Raw genomic sequence first — 21,865 nt, 5'->3', positions numbered from 1 at the left:
GGGCCTCGGGGCTCATCGGTCGCGGCTTCGAAGGCGCGCCACGCTTCCCCCGTACCCGGCGACGTCATGGCCGGCCACGATCGAGTTTCGAGTCAGTATCACAGTGCTCCCTGCGCTTGTCCGTTCGAAACGACGTCTCGACAAAGTCACGCAGAACTTGTCGTTGTCTCGGGTCGCTCGGGTCTATAGCCTAAGCAATGGCATGTGACATTGCACAGAAGGGGGAGTCGGTGACCCTGAAGGTCGTCGTCGTGGGCGCGGGCGTCGTCGGCGCCGCGTGCGCCTTCCATGCAGCCTCGGCGGGTATGGACGTCGCCGTCGTCGACCGTGGACCTGTGGGTGCCGGGACGACAAGCCGGGGAGAGGGCAACATCCTTCTCTCCGACAAGGAACCCGGCCCTGAACTCGACCTGGCCCGCCTGAGTCGCACGCTGTGGGAGGAGATCGGTCAGGAACTCGGTCCGGCATCCTTCGAGCTCGAGCCCAAGGGCGGCTTGGTCGTCGCCGGCACAGCCGAAGGCCTCGCGGCGCTTCACGCTTTCGCCGCACGGCAGGCAGCGGCCGGCGTCCACATCGAGCCGGTCACCCGGCTCCGCGAGGTCGAGCCCCTCATCACCCCCGGACTTCGCGGCGGCGTCCTGTACTCGCAGGACGCCCAGGTTCAGCCGGTTCTCGCGACGGCCGCGCTGCTACGCGCCGCCGTGCGGCGCGGCGCGCGCCTTCATACAGGGGAGGTCGTCGGCGCCGTGACCGGTGGGGCCGGCCGGGTCACCGGTGTCCGGATGGGGGCCGGCGAGGTCCTGCCCGCCGACGCCGTCGTCAATGCCGCCGGGACCTGGGGCGGCGAGGTCGGCCGCCGGCTCGGCGCTCCCGTCGAGGTGCTGCCGCGCCGAGGCTTCGTCCTGGTGACCGAGCCGCTGCCGGTGGTGGTCCGGCACAAGGTCTACTCGGCGGACTACGTCGCGAACGTCGCCTCGTCCGACGCCGGACTGGAGACCTCGTGCGTCGTGGAGGGCACGCGCGGCGGCACCATCCTCATCGGCGCCAGCCGCGAACGCGTCGGCTTCGACACCACGATGAACACCGCCGTGGTCGCCCGGCTCGCGGTACAGGCCTGCCGGCTGTTCCCCTTCCTGCGCGAGGTGCACCTGATCCGCGCCTACCGAGGCTTTCGGCCGTACTGCCCGGACCACCTGCCGGTCGTCGGCCCCGACCCGCGGGTGACGGGGGTCGTCCACGCCTGCGGTCACGAAGGGGCGGGGATCGGCCTCGCCCCCGCGACCGGCGCGCTCGTGACCGCCCACCTGCTCGGCCGTCCCTGGCGCGGCGCCGATCCGGCGGCACACACCGGTCTTCTACCCGACCGCTTCTTCACCTCCGGAGGTGCGCCGCAATGAGCGAGATCATCATCGACGGCGAGCTCCTGCCTTTCATCGAGGGACAGACCGTCGCCGCCGCTCTGGTCGCCGCGGGCCGGGTCGCCTGGCGCACCACCCGCGTCCAGCACCGCCCGCGCGGTGTCTTCTGCGGCATCGGCGTCTGCTTCGACTGCCTGGTAACCATCGACGGAGCCGGCGGCCAGCGCGCCTGTCTGGTGCCGGCGCGCCCGGGCATGGCCGTGACGACCGGGAGGGACGGCGATGGGTAGACCAAGCGACATCATCATCGTGGGCGCGGGCCCGGCCGGCATGGCCGCGGCGGCAACAGCCCTGGCCGGCGGGCTGCGCGTGGCGCAGGTGGACTCCGGCACCGCCGTCGGCGGCCAGTTCTGGCGGCACCCGCCACAGCACGCGCGATCAGCGATTCCGACCGACGATCTCCATCACGGACTGCGCGAGTACCGCGCCCTCTCGCGCGAACTGTCGATGGCCCGGAAGGCGGGACGGCTCGACCTGCGCCTGGCGCATCACGTGTGGTCCGCCGTCCGGGAAGGCGACGGATTCGCGGTCCACGCGGTCGACAGGCGAGACGCGCCGCGGGAGAGCGCCGTGACCCTGCACGCGCCCAGGCTGCTCGTGGCGACCGGGGCCTACGACCGGCAACTGCCTTTCCAAGGCTGGGACTTGCCGGGTGTGCTCACCATCGGCGGCCTGCAGGCGCTACTGAAAGGAGGGGGCGTCACGGCCGGGAGCCGCGTGGCACTGGGCGGGACCGGGCCGTTCCTGCTGCCGGTGGCTGCCGGCCTCGCGGCGCGCGGCGTCGAGGTGGTCACGGTGTGCGAGGCGGGCAACCCGCTGGCATGGCTGCGTCATCCGCTCCCCGTTCTGCGCAACCCCGGCAAGTGGGCCGAAGGAGCCGGCTACGCCTTCGGGCTCGCCCGACACCGCATTCGGGTCCGCCCGCGCACGGCGATCACCGGCGCGGAAGGAGGCGACCGGGTGACAGCGGTCCGGATCGCCGCCGTGGCGTCCGACGGCAGCCCGCGCCCGGGCACGGAGCGGCGGATCGAGGTCGATGCCGTCGGCGTCGGCTGGGGCTTCACGCCTCAACTCGACCTGCTCATCCCCCTGGGCTGCGACCTCACCAACTCCGCGGACGGCAACGCGGTCGTCGCCGTCGACGGCGGACAGCGCACAAGCGTCCCCGGTCTCTACGCCGCGGGCGAGGCGTGCGGTGTGGGTGGAGCGGCACTCGCAGTGGGCGAGGGACACCTTGCCGCACAATCCGCCCTCACCGATTCCGGATCGGCCGCGGTGCTGGGCAACCGGCGCCTGGTCGCAGTGCGCGCAACCGTAGCCAGGCAACGGGCCTTCGCCCGGGCGATGGCCCTTGCCCATCCGATCCCGGCGGCATGGTCCTCGTGGCTCACCGACGAGACCGTCGTATGCCGCTGCGAGGAGGTGACCGCGGGCGCGGTCCGCACCGCCTGCACCGAGGGCGGCGCACACGATCACCGGCAGGTCAAGCAGCTGACCCGGGCCGGCATGGGCTGGTGCCAAGGACGGATGTGCGGACCGGCCGTGCACTGCCTCACCTCGCAGAACCAGGTCTACACGCCCGCGGAACGACTCGTCGCGACGCCCGTCACCCTCGGTGCGCTCGCCGACCTCGATGAACAACAGTGAAAACCGGACAAGGAGCCTGCATGAACGACAACCGCAAGCCCTGGCACGGCGTCATCGTCGCGACCAGTCTGCCCTTCAACGAGGACCTCACGGTCGACTTCGAGGCCTACGGGGTGAGCGTCGCCTGGCTCGCCGAAAAGGGGCTGCACGGCGTTGCGCCGAACGGATCGCTCGGCGAATACCAGACACTGACCCACGAGGAGCGCGACCGCGTCGTGGAGACGGCTGTCGCCAACGCTCCGGACGGGTTCACCGTGATGCCGGGCGTCGGCGCCTACGGCGGCGTCGAAGCCAGACGGCACGCCCAGTTCGCCAAGGACGCGGGCTGCCAGGCCGTCATGTGCCTGCCGCCCAACGCCTACCGCGCCGACGACCGTGCGGTCCTGGAGCACTTCGAACTGGTCGCCTCGGTGGGCCTGCCGGTCACCGCGTACAACAACCCCATCGACACCAAGGTCGACCTGCGCCCGGAACTGCTGGCCAAGCTGCACGCCGAGGGTCTCATCGTCGGCGTCAAGGAGTTCTCCGGCGACGTACGGCGCTGCTACGAGATCTCCGAACTCGCCCCCGGACTCGACCTCATGATCGGCACCGACGACACCGTCCTGGAAGTCGGTCTCGCCGGTGCCAAGGGCTGGATCGCCGGCTACCCGCAGGTGTTCCCTCAGGCATGCCTCGCCCTGTACAACGCCTCGGTCGCCGGAGACCTGGAGACGGTGCTACCGCTCTACCGTCAGCTCCACCCGGTGCTGCGATGGGACAGCAAGACGGAGTTCGTCCAGGCCATCAAGCTCGGCCAGGAGATGATCGGCCGCCCCGGCGGCCGGTGCCGCCCACCGCGGCAGCCGCTCGGCCCGGAGACGGAGGCCGATGTCCGCGCCGCCACCCAGGCCCTCATCGACAGCGGGGTGAGCTGACGATGCGCTCGACCGTGTGCTACCACGCCGTCGACTCGCACACCGAGGGGATGCCGACCCGCGTGATCACGGGCGGAGTGGGCGTCCTTCCCGGGGCGACGATGTTCGAGAGGCGGCAGCGGTTCGTCGCGGAACGCGACCACCTGCGCACCCTGCTCATGTGCGAGCCGCGCGGGCATGCGTCGATGTCCGGCGCCGTCCTGCAGCCTTCGACCCGGCCGGACGCCGACTTCGGCGTGCTCTTCGTGGAGGTATCGGGCTGCCTGCCGATGTGCGGGCACGGGACCATAGGTGTCGCCACGGTCCTCGTCGAAACCGGCATGGTCGAGGTCATCGAGCCGGAGACCCACGTCCGGCTGGACACCCCGGCCGGACTGGTCACGGCACGGGTACGGGTCCGTGACGGGCACGCCGAATCGGTGACCCTGGAAAACGTCGCGTCGTACTGCCACGCACTCGACCAGGTCGTCGACGTTCCCGGCTACGGAGCGGTGCGCTACGACATCGCCTACGGCGGCAACTTCTACGCCTTCGTCCGGACCGAGGACCTCGGCATTCCCTTCGACCGGACGCAGAAGCAGCGGCTGCTCGACGCCGGGCTGGCCGTCATGAACGCGATCAACAAGCACAAGCCTGTCGCCCACCCGGAGAACCCGGAGATCAACGTCTGCCACCACGTCTATCTCGAGGCCCCCGGATCGACCGCGGAGCACTCCCGGCACGCCATGGCCATCCACCCCGGATGGTTCGACCGATCTCCCTGCGGCACCGGCACCAGCGCCCGCATGGCGCAACTGCACGCCCGCGGAGAGCTCTCCATCGGCCAGGACTTCCTCAACGAGTCGTTCATCGGCTCCCGTTTCATCGGGCGCATCAGGCAAGAGACGACGGTCGGAGGCCGACCGGCCGTCCTGCCTTCCGTGACCGGCCGCGCCTGGATCACCGGCACCGCCCAGTATCTGCTCGATCCGTCGGATCCCTACCCGGCCGGCTTCACTCTGTGAGTGACCTCGTACGCCGCCCTCGCGGCGTAGGAGGTGGCCGAAAAGTCACACCACCACCGTACGTCCTGCACGACAGCGAGACGCTGACCCCCGTCGCGATCCTCGACGGGGTCGCGCTGACCAGCATGCGCACGCCTGCGGTCGCGGCCTGTTGGAGCGGCTGCGCACGCTCGCGGACTTCTCGGACGAGGGTCTGCGGCTCGTGGTCTTCGGTACAGGTCCGCAGGGCGAGGGACACGTCCGTACCATCCGGGCCCGCGTACCGGTCGCCGATGTCACGGCCGTCACGCGCGGCGGCGCGACCCCGGCATGGGCGGACCGCCACCTGGCGGCGGACGACACGGCGGTCGCCGACCGCGTCCGCGGCGCGGACGTCGTCGTCGCTGCGACGTCGGCCCGCGCACCGGTCGTCGCCGGACACCTTGTGCGCGACTCGGCTGCCGTCCTGGCCGTCGGGTTCGCACTAGCCGCCGGCGCGCGAACCCGACGGTGTGCCGGTCAGTCCTGAGCGTAGCGACCGGTCGAAGGAGTACTGGCCGTCACAGGCGAACGGCTTGGAGGCGTGCGCGTAGGTGCTGACGGTGAGGTCCTTGCCCTTCGGCAAGTCGAGACGCAGTTTGTTGGCCTGCATCACTACGGCGGACTGCAGGCCGTGGTGGGCGGCCGACTTGTTCGCGGCGGAGATCCGCTTGACCGGGGTGTCAGACATGCGGGTGAGCTGCATAAGACTGTGACGCACGACGGCGGTGGAGGTGTCGGGTGCCTGGGCCCGCGCCGCCTGCTGTCCGGCGAGAGCCGAGGCGGACGGCTGTGTGACGGCGACGCTGAGTCGGCCGCCGTGCTTCCGGTCGATCCAGGCATACCGCCGAAGCGGGCACCGAGGCGCTTGCGCAGCGAGACCGCGACATCGGTGAGGTGGTCCTGGCGGAGCGCACGCCGCTGCGCTTCCAGGGCAAAGACATGCTGGTCCGCGGCGAGTTGCGGCGGCGGCCCGCTGTGAGGCGCTGAGCGCCGGCATGTTCTGGTTGCTGTTTCCCACGGCGGGCGAGGCGAGGGTGCAGGTGACGGCGAGAGATGCCAGGACCGGCCGGAAGAGGCGTCATCGCGTACCTGCCGGTGGTAATGCCTTCATGTGGGACCTCCTCGGGTGGCGAGAGCGCCCGGCTGCTGCCGGGCGAGGCGGTGCAGTCCGGAGCGAGAGTCCCCACCACCCCCGCTCCGGACTCAGCCCGGGGCGGGGGGAGCCACCCCGGGCCGATGGTGGAGCTGTCCTTCTGATGGAGCAGAGCGTCTGTCAGTAGCTGGTGCTGACGGTGACCCCGCTGAAGCTGCTCACCGCGTACAGGCTGACGTACTGGGCGCCGGCCGTCGGGTCGGTGATGATCAGGGTGTGGCCGTTGCCGGCACCAGTGGCGCGCTGCGTGGAGCTGGTGGTGCTGGGCCAGCCGCTGTAGCTGTAGTACAGGTCCGCGTCGCCCGTGCCGCCGGAGGTGGTGATCTTCAGCTGAGTGGTTCCGGACGGAACGTACAGGTAGAGGTAGGCGTAGTTGCCGGTGGTGGCGGACTGGTTGCTGCGCCGGCAGTTCTGGCCCAGTTCCCGGGTGTCGGTGCCGGTGCACTCGGTGCCGGTGCCACCGCTGCTGACGGTGACGGTCCTGCCGGCGGTGGAGGTGGCGCGCTTGTCGTCGGTGACGGTCAGCTTCACCGTGTAGGTGCCGGCGGCCGCATACGTTTTGCTGGGGCTGGTGGCGGTCGAGGTGGTTCCGTCACCGAAGTTCCACGTGCGGGATGCGATGGTGCCGTCGGCGTCCGTGGACTGATCGGTGAAGGCGACCTCTAGACCCTGCACAGCGGTGGTGAACGCGGCGGTGGGTGCCTGGTTGCCGGGCGGGTTGGTGCCGCCGCCGCAGTCACCGGCCGCGCAGCCGGCCAGCCAGGTGTACCAGTCGCTGTCGTAGCGCGTGCCGATGGTGCTGGTCAAATAGCTGCGGGCGGCGTTCCAGTTGCCCGAGCGGTAGTAGCCGAGCACGGTGTTCATGTCGGAGGGGTGCTTTTCGAGCATGTACCGGACGGCGAGGTAGCCCCAGCGGTAGATGCGCGTGGTGTCGTTGCTGTAGGTGGTGTCGAAGAGGGTGCTCAGGGCGTAGGTGCCGCGGCCTGCCTCGGTCATGGCCTCGTTGTAGGGGACACCGCGGTAGGAGTAGGAGACGTACTCGGCGAATCCCTCGATCCACCAGACGGTCGGAGTGGTGACGCCGGCGTTGAAGTCGCCGTACATGTCGAACCGGCCGTCGAGGTAGTGGGTGTACTCGTGGTTGAGGTTCCAGATCTGGAAGTCCGGGCGCAGCCACTCGGCCTCGTAGGCGATGAAGCGCGGCTGGTTGCCGGCTGCCGCCGGGTTACCCTCGAGGTACATGCCGCCGTTGTTGGTGTCGATGCCGTACATGGCACCGGCGTAGGTCTGATAGTCGGTGCTGGAGTCGAAGACCACGACCTCGATGGTGCTGTTGTTGTCGTTGGCGACGGGGCCGCTGTCGTGGACGATGTTGTGGAAGTACGCGTCCTGGCTGCGCAGGCTGGAGCAGCTCGACGACAACTCGCTCGAGGTCATCTGCTGGGCCTTGATGGTGATGCTGGAGCTGCACGGGTAGGTCACCGTCAGCACCGAGCTGGCCAGCTGCGACTGCAGGTTGCAGGTGCCGTAGTAGGAGCAGTGGGCCTTGTCGTAGTAGTCGGTCATCTCGGCCACGCCGACCCACAGCGGAGCGGAGGTGCCCTTGATGGAGCTCGAGTTCAGCAGGCCGACGGCCAGCGGACGCACCTTCGACTGCAGAGGGGACTCCTGCAGGAATCTGCCGAGTTCGCGTCCCGCGTTGGACGTGAGGTAGGACTGGTCGGTCCCCAGCAGCGAGAGGTGGCCGGAGGCGAAGCTGTACAGAGAGTCGATCAGACTCGAGTCCCTCTGGACGGCCGTCACGAAGGCGGGCACCTGGTGGCCGCGGAACGTCACGGTGTAGACGTTGTTGACCGCGTTGAGCATCCACCAGGACGCGTTCCACGAGGAGTTGTAGTCCGCCAGCAGCCGCTTGAGGACGTAGATGTAGCGGGCGTTCTCCTCGGCGCTGTCGATGAGGGTGACGGCCTCGGCGAGGGTCTCACCGTTGGCGTCGGTGACGTCGCGAGAGTGCGGGCTGGCGAAGAAAGCGTCCAGACCAGAACGTATGGCGGTCCGCAGGCTGCTGCCGTAGGTGCCCACTGTGCCGGTGTTGTAGTAGTGGACGTAGTAGCCGGCGCGCAGGTAGAGGACCAGCTGAGGCATACCGGTGCTGGCGTTGCCGGGATAGGACGCCGAGTCGTCGCGTACGGCGTACGCGACCGTGGCCATCTGGGCTTCGCGGAAGGCGTTGTAGGCGTCGCTTCCGGTCACGTTGAACAGCCTGTTGACGCAGTCGGTCGTGGACGCCTTGACCTGGTGCACCAGCGCGCTGCCGGTGCGGCTGGTGAAGTCGGAGACGTTGCACGCGGCGGCCGCGGCGGCGCTCCTCTTCCCGGCCGTCTCCCACGTCGTCGAGGGCCGGGCCGGCGGTTTCGCGGCCCTGCCGTAGGACTCCTTGAGCGCGTCCTTGCTCGCTGCCAGCGGCGGAAGCTCGGACGCCTTCAGACGCCCCATTCCGACGTGTTCCGCGTCCGCGCCGGCGGTCTGTGCCTCGGGCGCGGGACCGGCGTGCTTCCCGCCTCCCGTCACCGCGTGCGTGGTGGTGGACAGGGGCGCTCCGGTGCGTGCGCTGGCGGGTTGTGGCAATAGGCCGGTGCCCATGGCGAGGGTCAGGGCTAGCGATAGCGCCGCGCCGCCCAGACTTCGTCCGACCAGTGACCTTCTCACTACGCCTCCCATGAGGGGCGGGCCACGCGGGGCGTGGCCGATGGGGTGGAGGAGGGCCGTGGAGGGGAGGGCCGCGCCGTCGATGCGAAGGGAGCACCACGACCAGCGCCACGATTGGCATGGCCACGACCTGTGACATGTACCATTGCACAGGTGACATGTGCTGGGGAAGTCGTCTGGCGCAATTCGAAGTTGCCAAGTGGTGTACGCGAGCCGTGACTTGACCGGCCATGTCCGGTAAATCATGTGACTGTCAGATTGCTGGCTCGTTGCGTCTGGCATGGGCGGGGTGATCTGACGAATGCCGAGTGGGTCCGGCTGGAGCCGCACTTGCCGGCCTCGGGGCCGCGTGGGGGGCGGTGGAACGACCACCGCAGAGTGATCAACGGGATCTTGTTCCGGGTCCGGACGGGCATACCGTGGCGGGACCTTCCCGAGCGTTTCGGCAGCTGGAAGACTGTTCATCAACGGCACCGGCGTTGGTCGGCGGACGGCACGTGGAGGCGGATCCTGTGTGCCGTCCAGGCCGACGCCGACCTCGCGGGCCGGTGACCTGCAAGATTCACCTCCCGGGTGAAGGCGGCTGCCGGCCGATGGCCTTCCTGATCACGCCCGGCCACTGGGGCGACGCGCCGCAGATGATCGAGGTTCTCGAACGCATCCGCGTTTCCCGCCCCCCAGGGCGGTCGCCCCCGTACCAGGCCGGACCACTTGGGCGGCGACGAGGCATCCAGTGGGGGCGGCCGGCCCACCCGCTTCGACAGCGAGATCTACAAACACCGCAACGAGGTCGAGCGGACGATCAACCGGCTCAAGAACTCCGGGCCGTCGCCACCCGCTACGACAAGAGGGCCTATGTCTTCCACGGCACCGTCACCACCGCGGCTGTCCGGCTATGGCTCCGGGGCTGAGCCGGCCTGCAGTCTCAGGCCTTGAGGAACCACAGGTACAGGCCTGTCCGTCGAGAACCATCTGGCCCAGCTCGATCAAGTCGCGGGCGAACTCATCAGTCAGCACGCCTGCAGGCAGCCGCGGTACCTCCTCCAACAGGGTTGACACCAGCCGGTGGTTGAAAACGGTGTCCGCGTACGGCAGCAGGTGTCCCAGCATTGGAAACACTGACTGATCAAGAACAGCCAGCTCCGGACCCCAGACCACACCGTGCTTTGCGCGGGCCTCGATCGTGCCGTTCTCGCCTCGGACCTGGAGGTTAGTCACGGTCAGACCTGTGACCTCATGATCCGCCGGACACGGTCTAGACTAGCTAGCGGCCACCGAGCCGAAGGGCAGGTTCGCGCCTTCCGGCCTCTGCCCGGCCGTCCGCCCACAGGGTGCGCACATGGGCGAGATGCTGACGCATGCAGTCCTCAGCCTCCTGGACCCGGCCGGCCGCCATCAGGTCGAGTAGCTCGACGTGCTCCTGGGCCGAAGCGATCAGGCGACCTGTCTCATTGAGGCTGGCCAGCCCGAACAGGCGCGATCGTTTGCGCAGGTCGGCCACCACCTCTACGAGGTGATGGTTGCCGGCCAGGGCCAGCAGTTCCAGATGGAACCGATGATCGGCTTCGAGATACCTGATGACATCGTGCTCCTGGGCCGCCATGACGATCTGCTCTGCGAGCGGGCGAAGCGTCTCCAACTGCTCGACGCTCGCCGTCTCGGCCACGCGACCCACCGTGGGAACCTCGATCAGTGCTCGGATGTCGGTGAACTCGTCGAGCTCCTGCTCGGTCATCTCCGTGATGCGGAAGCCCTTATTGCGCACCGCTTCCACCAGGCCTTCTCTGGCCAGGTCCAGCATGGCCTCGCGCACTGGTGTGGCGGAAACACCGAGTTCCGTCGCCAGGGTGGGGGCGGAGTAGATGACCCCAGGACGAAGCTCGCCCGCTATCAGAGCCGCCCGGAGAGCATTGGCCACCTGGTCGCGCAGATGGGTCTGGACGGGGATCGCCCGTGATTCGAGATGAGGCATCTCCGCTCCTCCGCTGATCCAGCCCAATGACCTCCCACTATACAATGTCACGTTGCTTTGCGAACCGGCGCGGGTAGCCTGACGGGCCCGTGAAAGGTGGCCGCCGGCCGTATTCGAGGACTACACAGAGTGAATCGGCTGCGTGCTGACTCCGGCGCCGCGTGGCAGGCGAGCGCCAGGTCGTAGACGCGGCGCTGGACCTCGGTGAAATGCCTGCTTACTGACAGTGTCCTGGTGACGGCCCCTGTGTAGAAGGAGTCGAATTCGACGCCTGCGTCCAGTAGGAGCAGATCTCCGTCCCGCACCGGGCGTGCGCGAACGAGCGCGCTCGGCCACAGCCCGCTTGCTTCAGGCTGTCAGCGACGACAGCGCCGCGGCCAGCCGCTCCGACGCCTCCGGCGGGGTCGAGGCGTGCGGGGAGAGCCTGAGTGAGTCGCCGCGCACGGTCGGGGTGACGCCCTCCGCGTGCAGCGCCTTCGCGACGAGCGCGGGATCGTGCTCCGGCATGGCGAAGGAGAGCACGCCCGCGCGCCGGGCCGGGTCGGCGGGGGAGAGGACGCGACCGCCGAAGCGCTCGACGACGTCGGTGAGTTCGGCGACGCGCGTAGCGATCGCGTCCTCGATCGCGGCGACGCCGTACCGCTCGACCAGGCCCAGTGCCGCCGCGAACGCGGCGGCCGTCACCGGGCTGAGATGGGTGATCGACCAGCGTCGCGCGTCCGGGGCGGGCGAGTGTTCCGCCCCGTCGAAGACACCGGCGCCCTCGACCCCCGTCCAGCCGGTGAGGACCGGCTCCAGGGCCTCCAGCGCGCGGCCGGACAGCGTCGCGAAGCCGGTGGCCCAGCCCGCGCGCAGCCACTTCTGGCCGCCCGCGACCACGACGTCGGCCGCGTCCCACGCCATCTCGGCCACGCCGAACGCCTGGATGGCGTCGACGATCAGCAGGCGGTGGGGGCCGATCGCCTCGCGCAGTGCCGCAAGGTCGACACGGAAACCGGTGCGGAAGTCGACCGCGCTGACGGACACGGCGACCACATCGTCGGTCAGCGCGGAGCGCACGAGGTCGGCGGTCACCCCGCCTCCGGGCGCCGGGTCGATCCAGCGCGGCGTGGCCCGGCCCAGCTCCGCGGTGCGGCGCCACGGGTAGTGGTTGGCCGGGAAGTCGGTGCGCGGGGCGAGGACCACACCCTCCCGGACGCCGAGAGCGGCGTGGAACAGGCCGGTGGACGCGTTGGGCAGCAGCACGGTGTGCTCGGCGTCGGCGCCCGCGAGCCGCGCGGCCGTGTCCCGGGCGACGCCATCCGCGCGCATCAGGCCGTCCACGGTGGTGTGGTCGGCGCGTGCGGACTCCTCCATGGCGCGCGTGGTGGCGGTCACGACGTCACGCGACGGCGGGCCGAACCGTGCGAAGTCGAGGTACCCGGCGGGCGTGTCGAAGTGGGCTGCGTACGGCGTGAGCACGGGGCTGGTCCTTTCGCCACGGTGGACGGTGGGTGGGCGACGTGCGGGGTGGGCAGCGGGCCGGCGGGTGTGCCGGTAGCGCCGGGCGGGAAGCGTGGCGTGTTCGATGTCCCCACCCGCATGCACGCACGGTACGCGTTGGTCGTCGAGAACGGGACGACCGGGCACCCCGCTGAAGGGGGGGACCCGGCCGGTCCGTTCGCCGGTTCGGCCTGCTGCCTGCGGCCCGCGCCGGTGTCAGTGTGCGCCGGATTCTTCGGGGCGGGCCTGGCGCGGCAGGAGGAAGGAGAGGAGGAAAGTCAGGGCGAGCATGCCGTCAACGACCCACAGCACCGTCTTCATGGCCGAGCCGAAGCCGCCTTCGAAGGCCGAGGACGCGGTGGCCTTCAGGGCTGCGGGTATCCGGGCACCGGCCTCGGGGGAGGTCATCGCGGCCCGCGTGTCCTTCTCCAGGCGCGCGCAGGAGGCCGGGGTGGCGGCGGGGTCCTTGGTGACGGCGCGGTCCGAGGCGCACTTGCGCAAGTCCGCCACGACGCGATCCTGCGCGGCGGGCGCGACGTGGGCGGCGGCCAGCTGCCCGCGCAGACCGTCCGCGCGGTGGTCGACGGCGGTGGCGATCCCGCCGCCCAGCAGGCCGAAGAACACGGTGCCGAGGATGGCCACGCCGAAGGCGCCCCCGAGCTGCTGCATGGCGGTCATCGTGCCGGATGCCGAACCGGTCTCGTGCTGCTCGACGCTGGCCAGCACGATGTCGAAGAACGGTGCCATGAGCAGACCCATGCCGATGCCGGTGACGAGCAGCGACGGCAGCAGCTGCCAGGGGCCGACGCCGCTTCCCACAGTTTCGAGGGTCCGCCACACCCCGAACACGCCGGCCGCCATGACCACGGTGCCCGCCTGAAGGACGGCACGTCCGAACCGGGCGACACCCTGGGCGATACCGAACCCGACGATCATGCCCCCCGACCAGGGCACCATGACCAGACCCGCCTTGAGCGGCGAATAGCCGAGGCCGATCTGGGTGTAGAGGTTGAAGACCAGCATGAAGCCCTGCATGGTCGAGAAGAAGACCAGTCCGAGGATCATGCCGCCGCTGAACCCGCGCTTGCGGAAGAGGCTCGGGACGACCAGCGGGTCCAGACCGGCGCTGCTGCGGCGCGACTCGTACCGGGCGAAGACCGCGGAGACGACGACGGAGGCGCCCATCATCACGAACGCCCACACGGGCCAGTCGTATTCACGGCCTTGGACCAGCGGGAAGATGATGAGCAGCGCGGCCAGCGAGACCAGGAGCATGCCGGGGATGTCGAGGCGCGGCTTGCTCTCGGCTCGACCCCTGGGCAAATAACGCAGCGCACCGAGGAAGGCCACGGCGCCCAGCGGCAGGTTGATCAGAAATATCATCCGCCAGCCGGTGCCGAAGTAGTCGGCGTCCACGAGCCAGCCCGCCAGGATCGGCCCGCACACCGCGGACAGGCCCATGACCGGACCGAACATCCCGAAGGCCTTCTGCGACTCCCTCGGCGGGAACATCTCCTTGATCATGCCGAGGCCCTGCGGGAGCATCACCGCGCCGAACAAGCCCTGTACGACGCGCGCGCCTATCAGCATCCCGGGCGAGACGGACACCGCGCACAGCAGCGAGCCCACGGTGAAGCCGACGGCGCCCACCAGAAACAGCCTGCGGCGTCCGTGAATGTCGCCGAGCCGGCCTCCGGTGACGAGGCCGACGGCCATCGACAGCGTGTACGCGGCGGCGAGCCACTGCAGGGTGGAGGCCCCGCCGCCGAGATCGGCCCGCATGGAGGGGCCGGCGATGTTTGTGACGACGGCGTCGAGGAGGTCCATCACCTCGGCCGCGAGGATCACGAAGAGCGCAACCCAGCGCCAGCGGTAGGGCGTGGGCGAGTTGGTGGGCGTCTCCGTGGACGCGACGCCGGTGGTGGACATCGGAACTCCTCGCAGAGAGGTGCATGAACGGAAGAACTCGGAGGTGAACGGTGTTCACCGTAACAGAACAGTGCTCATCCAGTGAACGCTGTTCATCAAGATATAGCGCAACTCGGGCCGACCGCACAAGATATATCGCGTCCTGGGCGGCCGGGGTGAGTGCGTGTGAACGTCGCTCACCGGCGCAGAACACTGTTCTCCCGTGCTCCTAGACTGGCCCCATGACAGACGCGGCCGCCGACAGCCCAGCAACCCCACCGCCGTCTCCGTGGGAACGCGAGCGTCCCGCTCGTACGCACGCGGCTCCCGCGCGCACGCCGCTCTCCCGGGAGCGCGTCGTCGAGGCGGCCTTCGCCGTACTGGACCGGCAGGGACTCGACGGGCTGTCGATGCGTCAGGTGGCCGCCGAACTGGGCGTGACCGTCTCCGCCCTCTACGCCCACGTCCACTCCAAGGACGATCTCCTGGAGTTGATGTACACACGTCTCTTCGACGGCTTCGAGGTGCCCGAAGCCGATCCGGAGCGGTGGCAGGAGCAGTTGCTGGACTTCGCGCGGGCCGGGAGGCAGCGTCTGCTGTCCCATCGCGACATGGCCAGGATCTCCATGGCCCACGTCCCCTTCACCGCCGAACTGCTCCCGCACGTGGAGGGGTTGCTCGCCATATTCCGCACCGCGGGCCTGCCCGACCGCATCGCGGCGGAGGCCGGTGGCCTCATCTCCACGTACATCGACGGCTTCGTGCTGGAGGAGGGCATGTGGCAGGACCGCGCCGCCCAGCAGGGCGGTGACGCCTCCTCGCTGGCCCGCCCCGACTGGCGTGAGATGGCCGGCGAGATGCAGAACTACTTCGCGTCCCTGCCCGAGGCGAACTTCCCCCACCTGCGCGCCCTGTCCGGACTCATGGTGACGGACTCTTCCGACGAGAGGTTCGACATCGGCCTGCAGATCATCCTGCGTGGCCTGGCGAGCTACCTGCCGGACCAGCCGGACCGCCCCGTCCCGGACGACTGACGATCCGCCCAGCCGCCGCCGGCGTGACACCCGCAGGTCGCTGGACACCCGGCGGACTGCCGAGTGAGGGAGGTGAGCACATGGCAGGCGGTGACGACTGGGCTGCCAACATGCCTGAGCACGCGCTGACCCGGTGACCGCTTCGTCGCCTACTCGGCAGGGTCCTCGTCCGTGAGCCGGACCGCCTCATGACGCTGTTGCCGACGGTGACGGTGACGGACCGGCGGGATTGTCTTCTGCGTGACCAGCGGGCCGCGGGTGCTGCCGGTGATCTGTGGGACGTCGACGTAGGTGTAGCCCGAACGTCGTGATGGAGGTCGCCGTCGACGTAGCCCGCAACCCGCACTGAGCCGCTGTAATGGGCGGGCACCGACCACCGGCCCGACCCCGACGCCTACGTGTACGTGACCGTCACCGAGCAGCATCCGATGACGCCCATCGAGCCCGACGCCGCGCCCCCACCGACCCCCTCGCTACTTCCCGACGCAGCCGCTCCGCCTCCGCCTCACGGTCGCCGCGCCCTGGCCGCCGTGGTCGGCGACGAACACCTGCCCGAAGCCTGGTGAACCGTACAGCGGCGGCAGTGGGCGCGTGCCGCGGTGGCCCGCGCTGACGTATGGCCGTGGCACCCCGTAACAGGACCTCAGCTGCGGCCCTCAGCAAGCGCCTTGATGCCGCGAAGGGTGGCCTTCATTCCGGCGCGCAGTTCCTTCATCCGGAAGGTGACGATCTCCTCCTCCCGGTCCGGCCGGCGCTCGACGGCCAACGTGACTCCGCTGCGGCCCGGCCCCATGAGAGCCGACTGCCGCAACCGGGTCCCGTCGCCCTCGGCCTCGAGTTCATAGCACCAGGACGCCATGGAATTCGCCGGATCCGACGTCGGTTCTCCGTATCGACCGTCCGCATCCGTGACGACCCAGGCGAACACCCGCTGTTCGTCCAGCTCGACCACATGGGAGACGGTTCGCCACTCACCGAGTTGCTGGTGAGAGTTGTAGCCCTCGAAGCACGCGCCTACCAGAGGCCCGTCCGCGCCGTCGAGCCAAGCGACGCGCTGCAGCTCCGGGCTGAGCAGGGCAGGCAGACGAATGTCGGTCACCAGCCCCCAGACCCGCGGCACGCCTGCCTCGACATGAACTTCGCAGTGCACGCTCGGGCCGTCGGCAAATCGCATGTCGCTCCCCAATGTCAGACTCCGGAATCATTCACGGCTTTGATCCACTTTCGCAACGGGCTTGAGTTCCCCCTGGCCTCTGCCTCATGAACAGGTAGCCGTCACGGAGAAGCGGTGCCCTACGCTCGACGAGACTCGCGATGGCCGGTCACGATCAGCATGCCGCAGGCCGCGACGCGCTCGGCATCTCAAAGTCGCACTTGCAGGCATTGATCAAGTGTGGCAGGCGCCCGTCAGGGTGTTGCCTCCTGGCAAGCCCCATCGTGTGATCACAGCGTCACCGGTGCGCCTTTTGGAACATACCTGAGCGAGCCCGGGGCGCCAGCCGTCGGCATTGGCTGCCGCGAGCGGTGGGCGGCCATTGTCCTGCGGCTGCCACGGGCAACGCCTGGCGTGCCTTCAGGTGCGCGGCCACGAGCAGGCGGATCTTGGTGATGCCCGGCAGAAAAAGTTCACGGACCGGTGGAGGGGGCGGGGGCCGGAGGAGTCCCACCGGAGCGCTCCTTGGTGCGTCGGCCGGTCGGTCGACGGTGGCAGCGGGAGCGATCGTCTTGCCCCGCCACGGACCGACCGGCTTCCCGGCCCGGCCGCCCGGCCTCTCGACTCATCGGTTCCCGGACAGGAGCACACATGAGCACAACCAGGACGACCGTGGCGGTTCTCGGCCCAGGCGGCGTCGGCGGCCTGGTCGGCGCGCTGCTCGCCCGTGCCGGACACCGCGTCGTCTGCCTGGCGGGGGAACAGACCGTCGTCGTGCTGCGCCAGGACGGGCTGCGCGTCGACAGCAACCGTTACGGGGACTTCACCGCGGCGGTGGAGTCCGACACGAGTTGCGCGAGCCGGTAGACGCCGTCTTCGTGACGGTCAAGCAGACCACGCTCGCCGAGGCGCTCGACCGCATCCCGGCCGAGGGGCTCGGCACGGCGGTCGTGGTCCCGCTGCTCAACGGCCTCGACCATCTCGCCGTGCTCCGCGAGCGCTTCCCCTCTGCCCGGGTCGTCGCGGGCACCATCCGGGTCGAGGCCACCCGCACGGCGCCCGGCCGCATCGCCCACACCAGCCCGTTCGCCGACCTCGAACTCGCCCCCGCGAGGACGACTTCGCGGAACTGCTGCGACAGGCCGGTCTGGGCGTGACCGTACGCGAGGACGAGAGCGCGATGCTCTGGGACAAGCTGGCCTTCCTCGCCCCGTTCGCCCTGCTGACCAGCCGCCACCAGGCCGACGTCGGTGCCGTCCGTGATCGGCACCGGCCCGAGCTGCTCACCGTCCTCGACGAGATCGCGGCCGTAGCCCGCGCCGCCGGCGCGCCGATGACCGCCGAAGGGCTGCTCTCCTACCTCGACAGCGTCCCTGGGACGATGAGGTCCTCGATGCAGCGCGACGCCGAGGCCGGCCGTCCGCTCGAACTCGACGCCATCGGCGCAGCCGTCCTACGTGCCGGAGCCGCCCACGGCATCGCCCTCCCGGCCACCGCCCGACTGGTCGCCGAGGTGGCACAGTCCGCAAAGCGGGTGGCCTGATGGGGCGGCCCGCGTCACGATGGCCCCGGGCCGAGGAGTTCCTGTCCGCCCGCGGCGCCGACCGGACGGCCCATCCGGGTGGAACTCTCCTGGAACATCTGCACCGCGTCGCCCACCTGCTCTCCGCCTGGGGCGCCGACCCCGACGCCCAGCTCGCGGGGCTGTGCCGCGCCGCCTACGGAACGGACGGATTCGACGGGTCGCTCCTGGGCACCACCGAGCGCGGGGTGCTCGCCGAACTGATCGGCGATCGCGCGTCGAGCGGACCACCGCCTTCCCAGCGGGTCCTCGGCATGCGGCCCGTCACCTTCGGGGACGGGCGTCGCGCGCTGAGCCTCGGCAGCAGCAAGATCAACCTCCACCGGGCAGGCCGCGAACTCGTCCCCCACGCCGCCCGGCCCACCCCCGGCAGCGCCGACCTCTGCCTGGTCACCGAGCCCCCGCAGGAGCGGGTGCTGGCTCATCTGGCCGCCTGCGGGGTACCCGTGGAGGAAGGCCCAGTACCGCGCACCGGCGCCCTCGGCCCGATCCTCAGCACCTACCTGCGCGATCCGGACGGCAACCTGATCGAAATCTCCACATATACCTGACCAGGCCCCCTGAGCGAAGCTGTTGCCCCCGGCCCCCGGCCCCCGGCCTCCGGCCGAGAGCCGCGCAACGAGGAGCGTCCCATGCGGGGGCGGCGGGTGCGCAGGCGGCGACTCGGGTGGCCGAGCCGACGGGTGACCAGGTAGCCCTCGGCCTGCAGTATCGGTGAGTTGGTTGGCGTCGAGCTGGTCGTGCAGGTGCTCTCCGCTCAACGGACTGTGTTCATCGAGGTGTCCACCGGGCTGCGTCCGGCCCAGTTCCGCCGCCTGATGCTGGCGGTACGGATCAAAGGCGGACGCGCCCTTGCACCGTCCCGGCCGGGGCGGCCGTGGGCACTGGATCTGCAGGACCGGGTCCTGCTGGTGGCGATGTACTACCGCACCAACCTCACGATGCGGCAGCTGGCGCCCCTGTTCGGGATTTCTCCGGCAGCGGTCGTCCGGATCATCGACCGACACAGCCCGCTGCTCGCCCTGGCGCGGGCTCGCCGCAAGCCGAAGTCGGACGAGGTCGTCATCGTCGACGGCACGCTCGTGCCGACCCGCGACCGCAACGTGGCTGCTTCCTCCACGAACTAACGGTACTCGGCGCACCTGCAGGTCCTCGTGCACGCCGACACTCGCCGGGTGCTGGCCTTGGGCCGTCCACTGCCGGGAAATCGCAACGACTGCACAGCCTTCCGCGAGTCCGGCATCGACGCTGCCTGCGGCAAAGCGACCGTCCTCGCCGACGGCGGCTATCAGGGCACCGGTGCCCGCATCCCGCATCGCCGCAAGGCCGGCCAGGACCGGCTCGAGGGCTGGAAAGACGACCACAACGCCTCCCATCGCCCGAGTACGTGCCCGCGTCGAGTACGCCTTCGCCCGCATGAAGAACTGGAAGATCCTCCGAGACTGCCGCCGTCGCCGTGACGGCGTCTACTGGGCGCCAGCGATATCGCCCGCATGCGCAACCTGACTCTCAGCCAGTAACGAGCCCCAAGCCCGTGACCCAGCACCGGCCTCACTCAACCACCCCTGATGCAGTTACGAGACAGCCTTTAGGGATCACGGGATCACGGGATCAGTGGGGCAGGCCGATGTACTGGCCCATGGCGGTGGCCGCGTGGGTGAAGAAGGCGGCCGGGTCGGCGGCGACACCCGCGATATGGCCGTTGACCTCGAAGCCGACCATGCCGTGCAGCTGGGTCCAGACGATCAGCATACGGGTGATGACCGGGGTGGGCAGGCCGCTCAGCATGCCCTGGGCCAGCGGCTCGATCGTGCGGGCCATGCCCTCGGACAGCTCGGGCGCGGGCACGTGGTCCAGGGCGAGTTCGCCGGCCGCCAACGCCTCGCGGACCAGGCCGAGCAGGACCAGGACCGTGCGGGCGCCCGCGGCCATCGTCTCCGGCGGGGCGTCGTAACCGGGCACCGGGCGGCCCCAGATCAGCACGTACTCCTCGGGGTGGGCGAGCGCCCACGTGCGGACGCCCTCGCAGCACGCGACCCAGCGGCCCAGCAGCTCGGCCCCGGCCTTCTCCGCCTCGGCCGCGGCCCGCTCCGCGCTGTCGCCCATCGCGTTGTAGGCGGCCAGCACCAGGTCGGTCAACAGGGCGTCCCGGTCCGGGAATCGCTCCTCGATCAGGGCCGGGTCGACGCCGGCCGCGCGGGCCAGCTCGGCCGGGTCCAGGTCGACGCGGTGCCGGGCCGCGAGGCGGCCGCCCGCCTCGGCCCTGAGCCGGGAGACGGCCGCCTCGGGGCTGTCCTGGCGGGGGTCATGAGCTTCGGAAGTCGTCATGATCCCGACCCTGTCAGAGGTCCTGCATCGCGTCGATTACATGGCGGGTAATACGGCTTGAATGCGGCTAGTTCTGGCCAAGGGGCTCGAACCAGGCCCCGTTGGCGCGGAACGGCGTCTAAAACGTGTCTCTTTGAAGGCTGATCAGTTTGTCGGGCCTGGTCGCCAGGCCCTACAGATCACGGCGGAAGAGCCGGGCGAGCCCCGCGAAGGGCACCGCTCCGTCCTGACCCGGCGGATTCACGTCACGCAGGACTCGCATATGCACTGGCCGCCTTCGCCGACTCCGGCGTGAAGGACGCCTGTGGCAACGCGACCAGGGCACCAGGGTCCTCATCCCACCGGCGCCAGGCCGGACAGGAACGGCTCCCGGACTGAAAGGAGCGGCACAACGCCTCCTACCGGCAGGTCCGGGCCCGGTTAGAGCATTCCTGACCTCACCATGCACCTGTTCGCACCGCTGTGTTCGGGATCTCCCGGCGACCGTCGGCCGGATCATCAGCCGGCACGGCCCCCTACGGCCGACCCCGCCAAAGATCATGGTGATGCATCACTGTCGTTGTTGTTGCAAGGAATATGCAATGAAGGCGGAGGGTGTCCCGGGACGATCACTCACCCGGAAGGGGACGTGTCTGATGGGCACCTACGCGCTTCCCGACCTGCCCTACGACTACGCCGCACTGGAGCCGGCCATCACCGGGCAGATCCTGGAACTGCACCATGCCGAGCACCACGCCGCCTACGTCAAGGGCGCCAACGACACCCTCGAGCAGGTCGCCGAGGCCGCGAGAAGGAGCGGATCACTCGATCTTCCGGCAGAGCCTCGCCCCGGACGGCGGCGACCGCCCCGGCGGCGGTCGCCAGCACCCTACGGGCCGGGAAACCGGATCGGCTCAGGGCAGCCGGGCGTTTCGCGGGTGCGTGCGTCGCCGGAGCCGTCCGGCCGGCTGGCGGCGCGCAGAAGTTCGGTGACTTCCTCGACGCGGTGGATCACCAGGGCGATGTGGCCGTCGGGCGCGAAGACGGGCGCGTTGACCGAGCTCCAGTAGCGTTCCTCCCACTGGCCGGGGCGCTGCGCGGATTCCACGTCGTAGCGCTGCAGATCCATAGTGTCGATCTCGCGGTTGGCCAGGACCGCGCGCAGGGGTGCCTCCAGGTGGCGGGCGCCGGAGGCTGCCGGGTCCCGCGGGCTGCCGGGGAAGGCGTCGAAGAGGTAGCGGCCCACCACCTGGTCGCGGCTGCGTCCGGCCTGGTGCAGCCACGCGAGGTTGGCGTCGGCGAACACCAGGTCGGGAGTCATCAGAGCGACCGCACCGGGCAGCGCTTGGAAGACTGCCGCGCAGTCGATAGCCATGGACGCAGAACAAGGACGCAGGGTGTCAATGCGTTCTACCGGCGTCATCGAGTCTTCACTCGGCCCGGGAATGGTACCGGCGTCAGCGCGCCTCGCCGTCGCCCGCCCACACCGTCCGCTGCCGCGCACCGCACCACCCTCCGCCCTCAAAGCTCGCCCGCCGCCCCCCCCCCCCCCCCCCCC

The 21,865-nt window shown here is 69.9% G+C and carries 16 protein-coding genes and 5 pseudogenes; 11 read left to right on the top strand and 10 right to left on the bottom strand.

Going from position 1 to position 21,865, the window contains the following annotated elements:
* The first annotated feature begins 236 nt into the window (after positions 1 to 236).
* From AQJ66_RS24910 to AQJ66_RS24890, 5 genes are read left to right on the top strand one after another with little or no spacing between them, the layout of a single operon-like run.
* Positions 237 to 1,397: an NAD(P)/FAD-dependent oxidoreductase gene (locus AQJ66_RS24910; RefSeq protein ID WP_244162934.1), complete on the top strand. Its 1,161-nt coding sequence runs from the start codon at positions 237 to 239 to the stop codon at positions 1,395 to 1,397.
* A complete protein-coding gene (locus AQJ66_RS24905) occupies positions 1,394 to 1,648 on the top strand; it encodes a (2Fe-2S)-binding protein (protein WP_061926458.1) in 255 nt (84 codons plus the stop codon). The genes AQJ66_RS24910 and AQJ66_RS24905 overlap by 4 nt, the downstream gene beginning before the upstream one ends.
* Positions 1,641 to 3,065 (top strand): FAD-dependent oxidoreductase, encoded by a 1,425-nt coding sequence (locus AQJ66_RS24900; protein ID WP_061926456.1) that lies wholly within the window; start codon positions 1,641 to 1,643, stop codon positions 3,063 to 3,065. The genes AQJ66_RS24905 and AQJ66_RS24900 overlap by 8 nt, the downstream gene beginning before the upstream one ends.
* Before the next feature lie 20 nt (positions 3,066 to 3,085).
* A complete protein-coding gene (locus AQJ66_RS24895) occupies positions 3,086 to 3,982 on the top strand; it encodes a dihydrodipicolinate synthase family protein (RefSeq protein WP_061926454.1) in 897 nt (298 codons plus the stop codon).
* Between the two features lie 2 nt (positions 3,983 to 3,984).
* Positions 3,985 to 4,986 carry a proline racemase family protein gene (locus tag AQJ66_RS24890; RefSeq protein ID WP_061926451.1) on the top strand — a complete coding sequence of 334 codons (1,002 nt, stop codon included), beginning with the start codon at positions 3,985 to 3,987 and terminating at the stop codon, positions 4,984 to 4,986.
* A gap of 463 nt (positions 4,987 to 5,449) precedes the next feature.
* Here AQJ66_RS24890 and AQJ66_RS40690 read toward each other — a convergent pair whose 3' ends face one another.
* On the bottom strand, positions 5,450 to 5,695 hold the full coding sequence (locus AQJ66_RS40690) for a hypothetical protein (RefSeq protein WP_159052628.1): 246 nt from the start codon (positions 5,693 to 5,695) through the stop codon (positions 5,450 to 5,452).
* A gap of 585 nt (positions 5,696 to 6,280) precedes the next feature.
* Positions 6,281 to 8,803 carry a collagenase gene (locus tag AQJ66_RS24875; protein WP_425264305.1) on the bottom strand — a complete coding sequence of 841 codons (2,523 nt, stop codon included), beginning with the start codon at positions 8,801 to 8,803 and terminating at the stop codon, positions 6,281 to 6,283.
* Positions 8,804 to 9,130: 327 nt separating this feature from the next.
* Here AQJ66_RS24875 and AQJ66_RS37695 point away from each other — a divergent pair.
* Positions 9,131 to 9,780 (top strand): annotated as a pseudogene (locus tag AQJ66_RS37695) (transposase).
* Here AQJ66_RS37695 and AQJ66_RS39515 read toward each other — a convergent pair.
* The 5 genes and pseudogenes from AQJ66_RS39515 to AQJ66_RS24855 all read right to left on the bottom strand — a co-directional run bounded on the left by AQJ66_RS39515 (position 9,743) and on the right by AQJ66_RS24855 (position 14,252).
* Positions 9,743 to 10,087, bottom strand: a complete 345-nt coding sequence (locus tag AQJ66_RS39515) for a hypothetical protein (RefSeq protein ID WP_167359185.1) — start codon at positions 10,085 to 10,087, stop codon at positions 9,743 to 9,745. The pseudogene AQJ66_RS37695 and the gene AQJ66_RS39515 sit on opposite strands and share 38 nt — an antisense overlap.
* Positions 10,088 to 10,133: 46 nt before the next feature.
* Positions 10,134 to 10,841 (bottom strand): GntR family transcriptional regulator, encoded by a 708-nt coding sequence (locus AQJ66_RS24865; RefSeq protein ID WP_061926440.1) that lies wholly within the window; start codon positions 10,839 to 10,841, stop codon positions 10,134 to 10,136.
* Positions 10,842 to 10,996: 155 nt separating this feature from the next.
* Positions 10,997 to 11,149, bottom strand: a pseudogene (locus AQJ66_RS38470) (M24 family metallopeptidase); the annotation flags it as partial.
* 40 nt (positions 11,150 to 11,189) lie between these two features.
* Positions 11,190 to 12,302 carry an aminotransferase class V-fold PLP-dependent enzyme gene (locus AQJ66_RS24860; RefSeq protein WP_061926438.1) on the bottom strand — a complete coding sequence of 371 codons (1,113 nt, stop codon included), beginning with the start codon at positions 12,300 to 12,302 and terminating at the stop codon, positions 11,190 to 11,192.
* A gap of 237 nt (positions 12,303 to 12,539) precedes the next feature.
* The gene (locus AQJ66_RS24855; protein ID WP_061926436.1) at positions 12,540 to 14,252 is read right to left on the bottom strand and encodes an MFS transporter; all 1,713 of its coding nucleotides are present in this window, start codon (positions 14,250 to 14,252) and stop codon (positions 12,540 to 12,542) included.
* Positions 14,253 to 14,473: 221 nt separating this feature from the next.
* On the opposite strand from AQJ66_RS24855, the gene AQJ66_RS24850 reads away from it, so the two are divergent.
* Complete coding sequence (locus AQJ66_RS24850) at positions 14,474 to 15,265, top strand: TetR/AcrR family transcriptional regulator (protein WP_061926434.1); 792 nt, start codon at positions 14,474 to 14,476, stop codon at positions 15,263 to 15,265.
* 643 nt (positions 15,266 to 15,908) lie between these two features.
* On the opposite strand, the gene AQJ66_RS24845 is transcribed toward AQJ66_RS24850, so the two are convergent.
* A complete protein-coding gene (locus tag AQJ66_RS24845; RefSeq protein WP_061926432.1) occupies positions 15,909 to 16,439 on the bottom strand; it encodes an SRPBCC family protein in 531 nt (176 codons plus the stop codon).
* Between the two features lie 630 nt (positions 16,440 to 17,069).
* Here AQJ66_RS24845 and AQJ66_RS24840 point away from each other — a divergent pair.
* The 3 genes and pseudogenes from AQJ66_RS24840 to AQJ66_RS24830 all read left to right on the top strand — a co-directional run bounded on the left by AQJ66_RS24840 (position 17,070) and on the right by AQJ66_RS24830 (position 19,520).
* Positions 17,070 to 17,961: pseudogene (locus AQJ66_RS24840) on the top strand (ketopantoate reductase family protein).
* On the top strand, positions 17,961 to 18,551 hold the full coding sequence (locus AQJ66_RS40290; protein WP_079060410.1) for a VOC family protein: 591 nt from the start codon (positions 17,961 to 17,963) through the stop codon (positions 18,549 to 18,551). Before AQJ66_RS24840 ends, AQJ66_RS40290 begins: the two are co-directional and overlap by 1 nt.
* Positions 18,552 to 18,740: 189 nt before the next feature.
* A pseudogene (locus tag AQJ66_RS24830) lies at positions 18,741 to 19,520 on the top strand (transposase).
* A 91-nt stretch (positions 19,521 to 19,611) separates the two neighbouring features.
* On the opposite strand, the gene AQJ66_RS24825 reads toward AQJ66_RS24830, so the two are convergent.
* The gene (locus AQJ66_RS24825) at positions 19,612 to 20,328 is read right to left on the bottom strand and encodes a TetR-like C-terminal domain-containing protein (protein WP_061926430.1); all 717 of its coding nucleotides are present in this window, start codon (positions 20,326 to 20,328) and stop codon (positions 19,612 to 19,614) included.
* A 635-nt stretch (positions 20,329 to 20,963) separates the two neighbouring features.
* Here AQJ66_RS24825 and AQJ66_RS37680 point away from each other — a divergent pair.
* Positions 20,964 to 21,110, top strand: a pseudogene (locus AQJ66_RS37680) (superoxide dismutase); the annotation flags it as partial.
* An 86-nt stretch (positions 21,111 to 21,196) separates the two neighbouring features.
* Here the strand turns inward: AQJ66_RS37680 and AQJ66_RS24820 are convergent.
* Positions 21,197 to 21,682 carry a PAS domain-containing protein gene (locus AQJ66_RS24820; protein WP_079060409.1) on the bottom strand — a complete coding sequence of 162 codons (486 nt, stop codon included), beginning with the start codon at positions 21,680 to 21,682 and terminating at the stop codon, positions 21,197 to 21,199.
* Positions 21,683 to 21,865: the final 183 nt, after the last annotated feature.

Origin of the sequence: Streptomyces bungoensis, from assembly GCF_001514215.1 — a bacterium.
Classification (GTDB): Bacteria; Actinomycetota; Actinomycetes; order Streptomycetales; family Streptomycetaceae; genus Streptomyces; species Streptomyces bungoensis.
Note: the sequence above shows the minus strand (reverse complement) of the source record. Positions and strands in the feature narration are given on the sequence as shown.

What these genes read in the sequence shown, in the direction of transcription:
- AQJ66_RS24900 (WP_061926456.1), top strand. Translation starts at nt 1,641, where the DNA reads ATGGGTAGACCAAGCGACATCATCATCGTGGGCGCGGGCCCGGCCGGC.
- AQJ66_RS40690 (WP_159052628.1), bottom strand. Translation starts at nt 5,695, where the DNA reads ATGTCTGACACCCCGGTCAAGCGGATCTCCGCCGCGAACAAGTCGGCC.
- AQJ66_RS24845 (WP_061926432.1), bottom strand. Translation starts at nt 16,439, where the DNA reads ATGCGATTTGCCGACGGCCCGAGCGTGCACTGCGAAGTTCATGTCGAG.
- AQJ66_RS40290 (WP_079060410.1), top strand. Translation starts at nt 17,961, where the DNA reads ATGGGGCGGCCCGCGTCACGATGGCCCCGGGCCGAGGAGTTCCTGTCC.
- AQJ66_RS24865 (WP_061926440.1), bottom strand. Translation starts at nt 10,841, where the DNA reads ATGCCTCATCTCGAATCACGGGCGATCCCCGTCCAGACCCATCTGCGC.
- AQJ66_RS24855 (WP_061926436.1), bottom strand. Translation starts at nt 14,252, where the DNA reads ATGTCCACCACCGGCGTCGCGTCCACGGAGACGCCCACCAACTCGCCC.
- AQJ66_RS24895 (WP_061926454.1), top strand. Translation starts at nt 3,086, where the DNA reads ATGAACGACAACCGCAAGCCCTGGCACGGCGTCATCGTCGCGACCAGT.
- AQJ66_RS24820 (WP_079060409.1), bottom strand. Translation starts at nt 21,682, where the DNA reads ATGGCTATCGACTGCGCGGCAGTCTTCCAAGCGCTGCCCGGTGCGGTC.
- AQJ66_RS24875 (WP_425264305.1), bottom strand. Translation starts at nt 8,803, where the DNA reads ATGGGCACCGGCCTATTGCCACAACCCGCCAGCGCACGCACCGGAGCG.
- AQJ66_RS24890 (WP_061926451.1), top strand. Translation starts at nt 3,985, where the DNA reads ATGCGCTCGACCGTGTGCTACCACGCCGTCGACTCGCACACCGAGGGG.
- AQJ66_RS24825 (WP_061926430.1), bottom strand. Translation starts at nt 20,328, where the DNA reads ATGACGACTTCCGAAGCTCATGACCCCCGCCAGGACAGCCCCGAGGCG.
- AQJ66_RS24850 (WP_061926434.1), top strand. Translation starts at nt 14,474, where the DNA reads ATGACAGACGCGGCCGCCGACAGCCCAGCAACCCCACCGCCGTCTCCG.
- AQJ66_RS24905 (WP_061926458.1), top strand. Translation starts at nt 1,394, where the DNA reads ATGAGCGAGATCATCATCGACGGCGAGCTCCTGCCTTTCATCGAGGGA.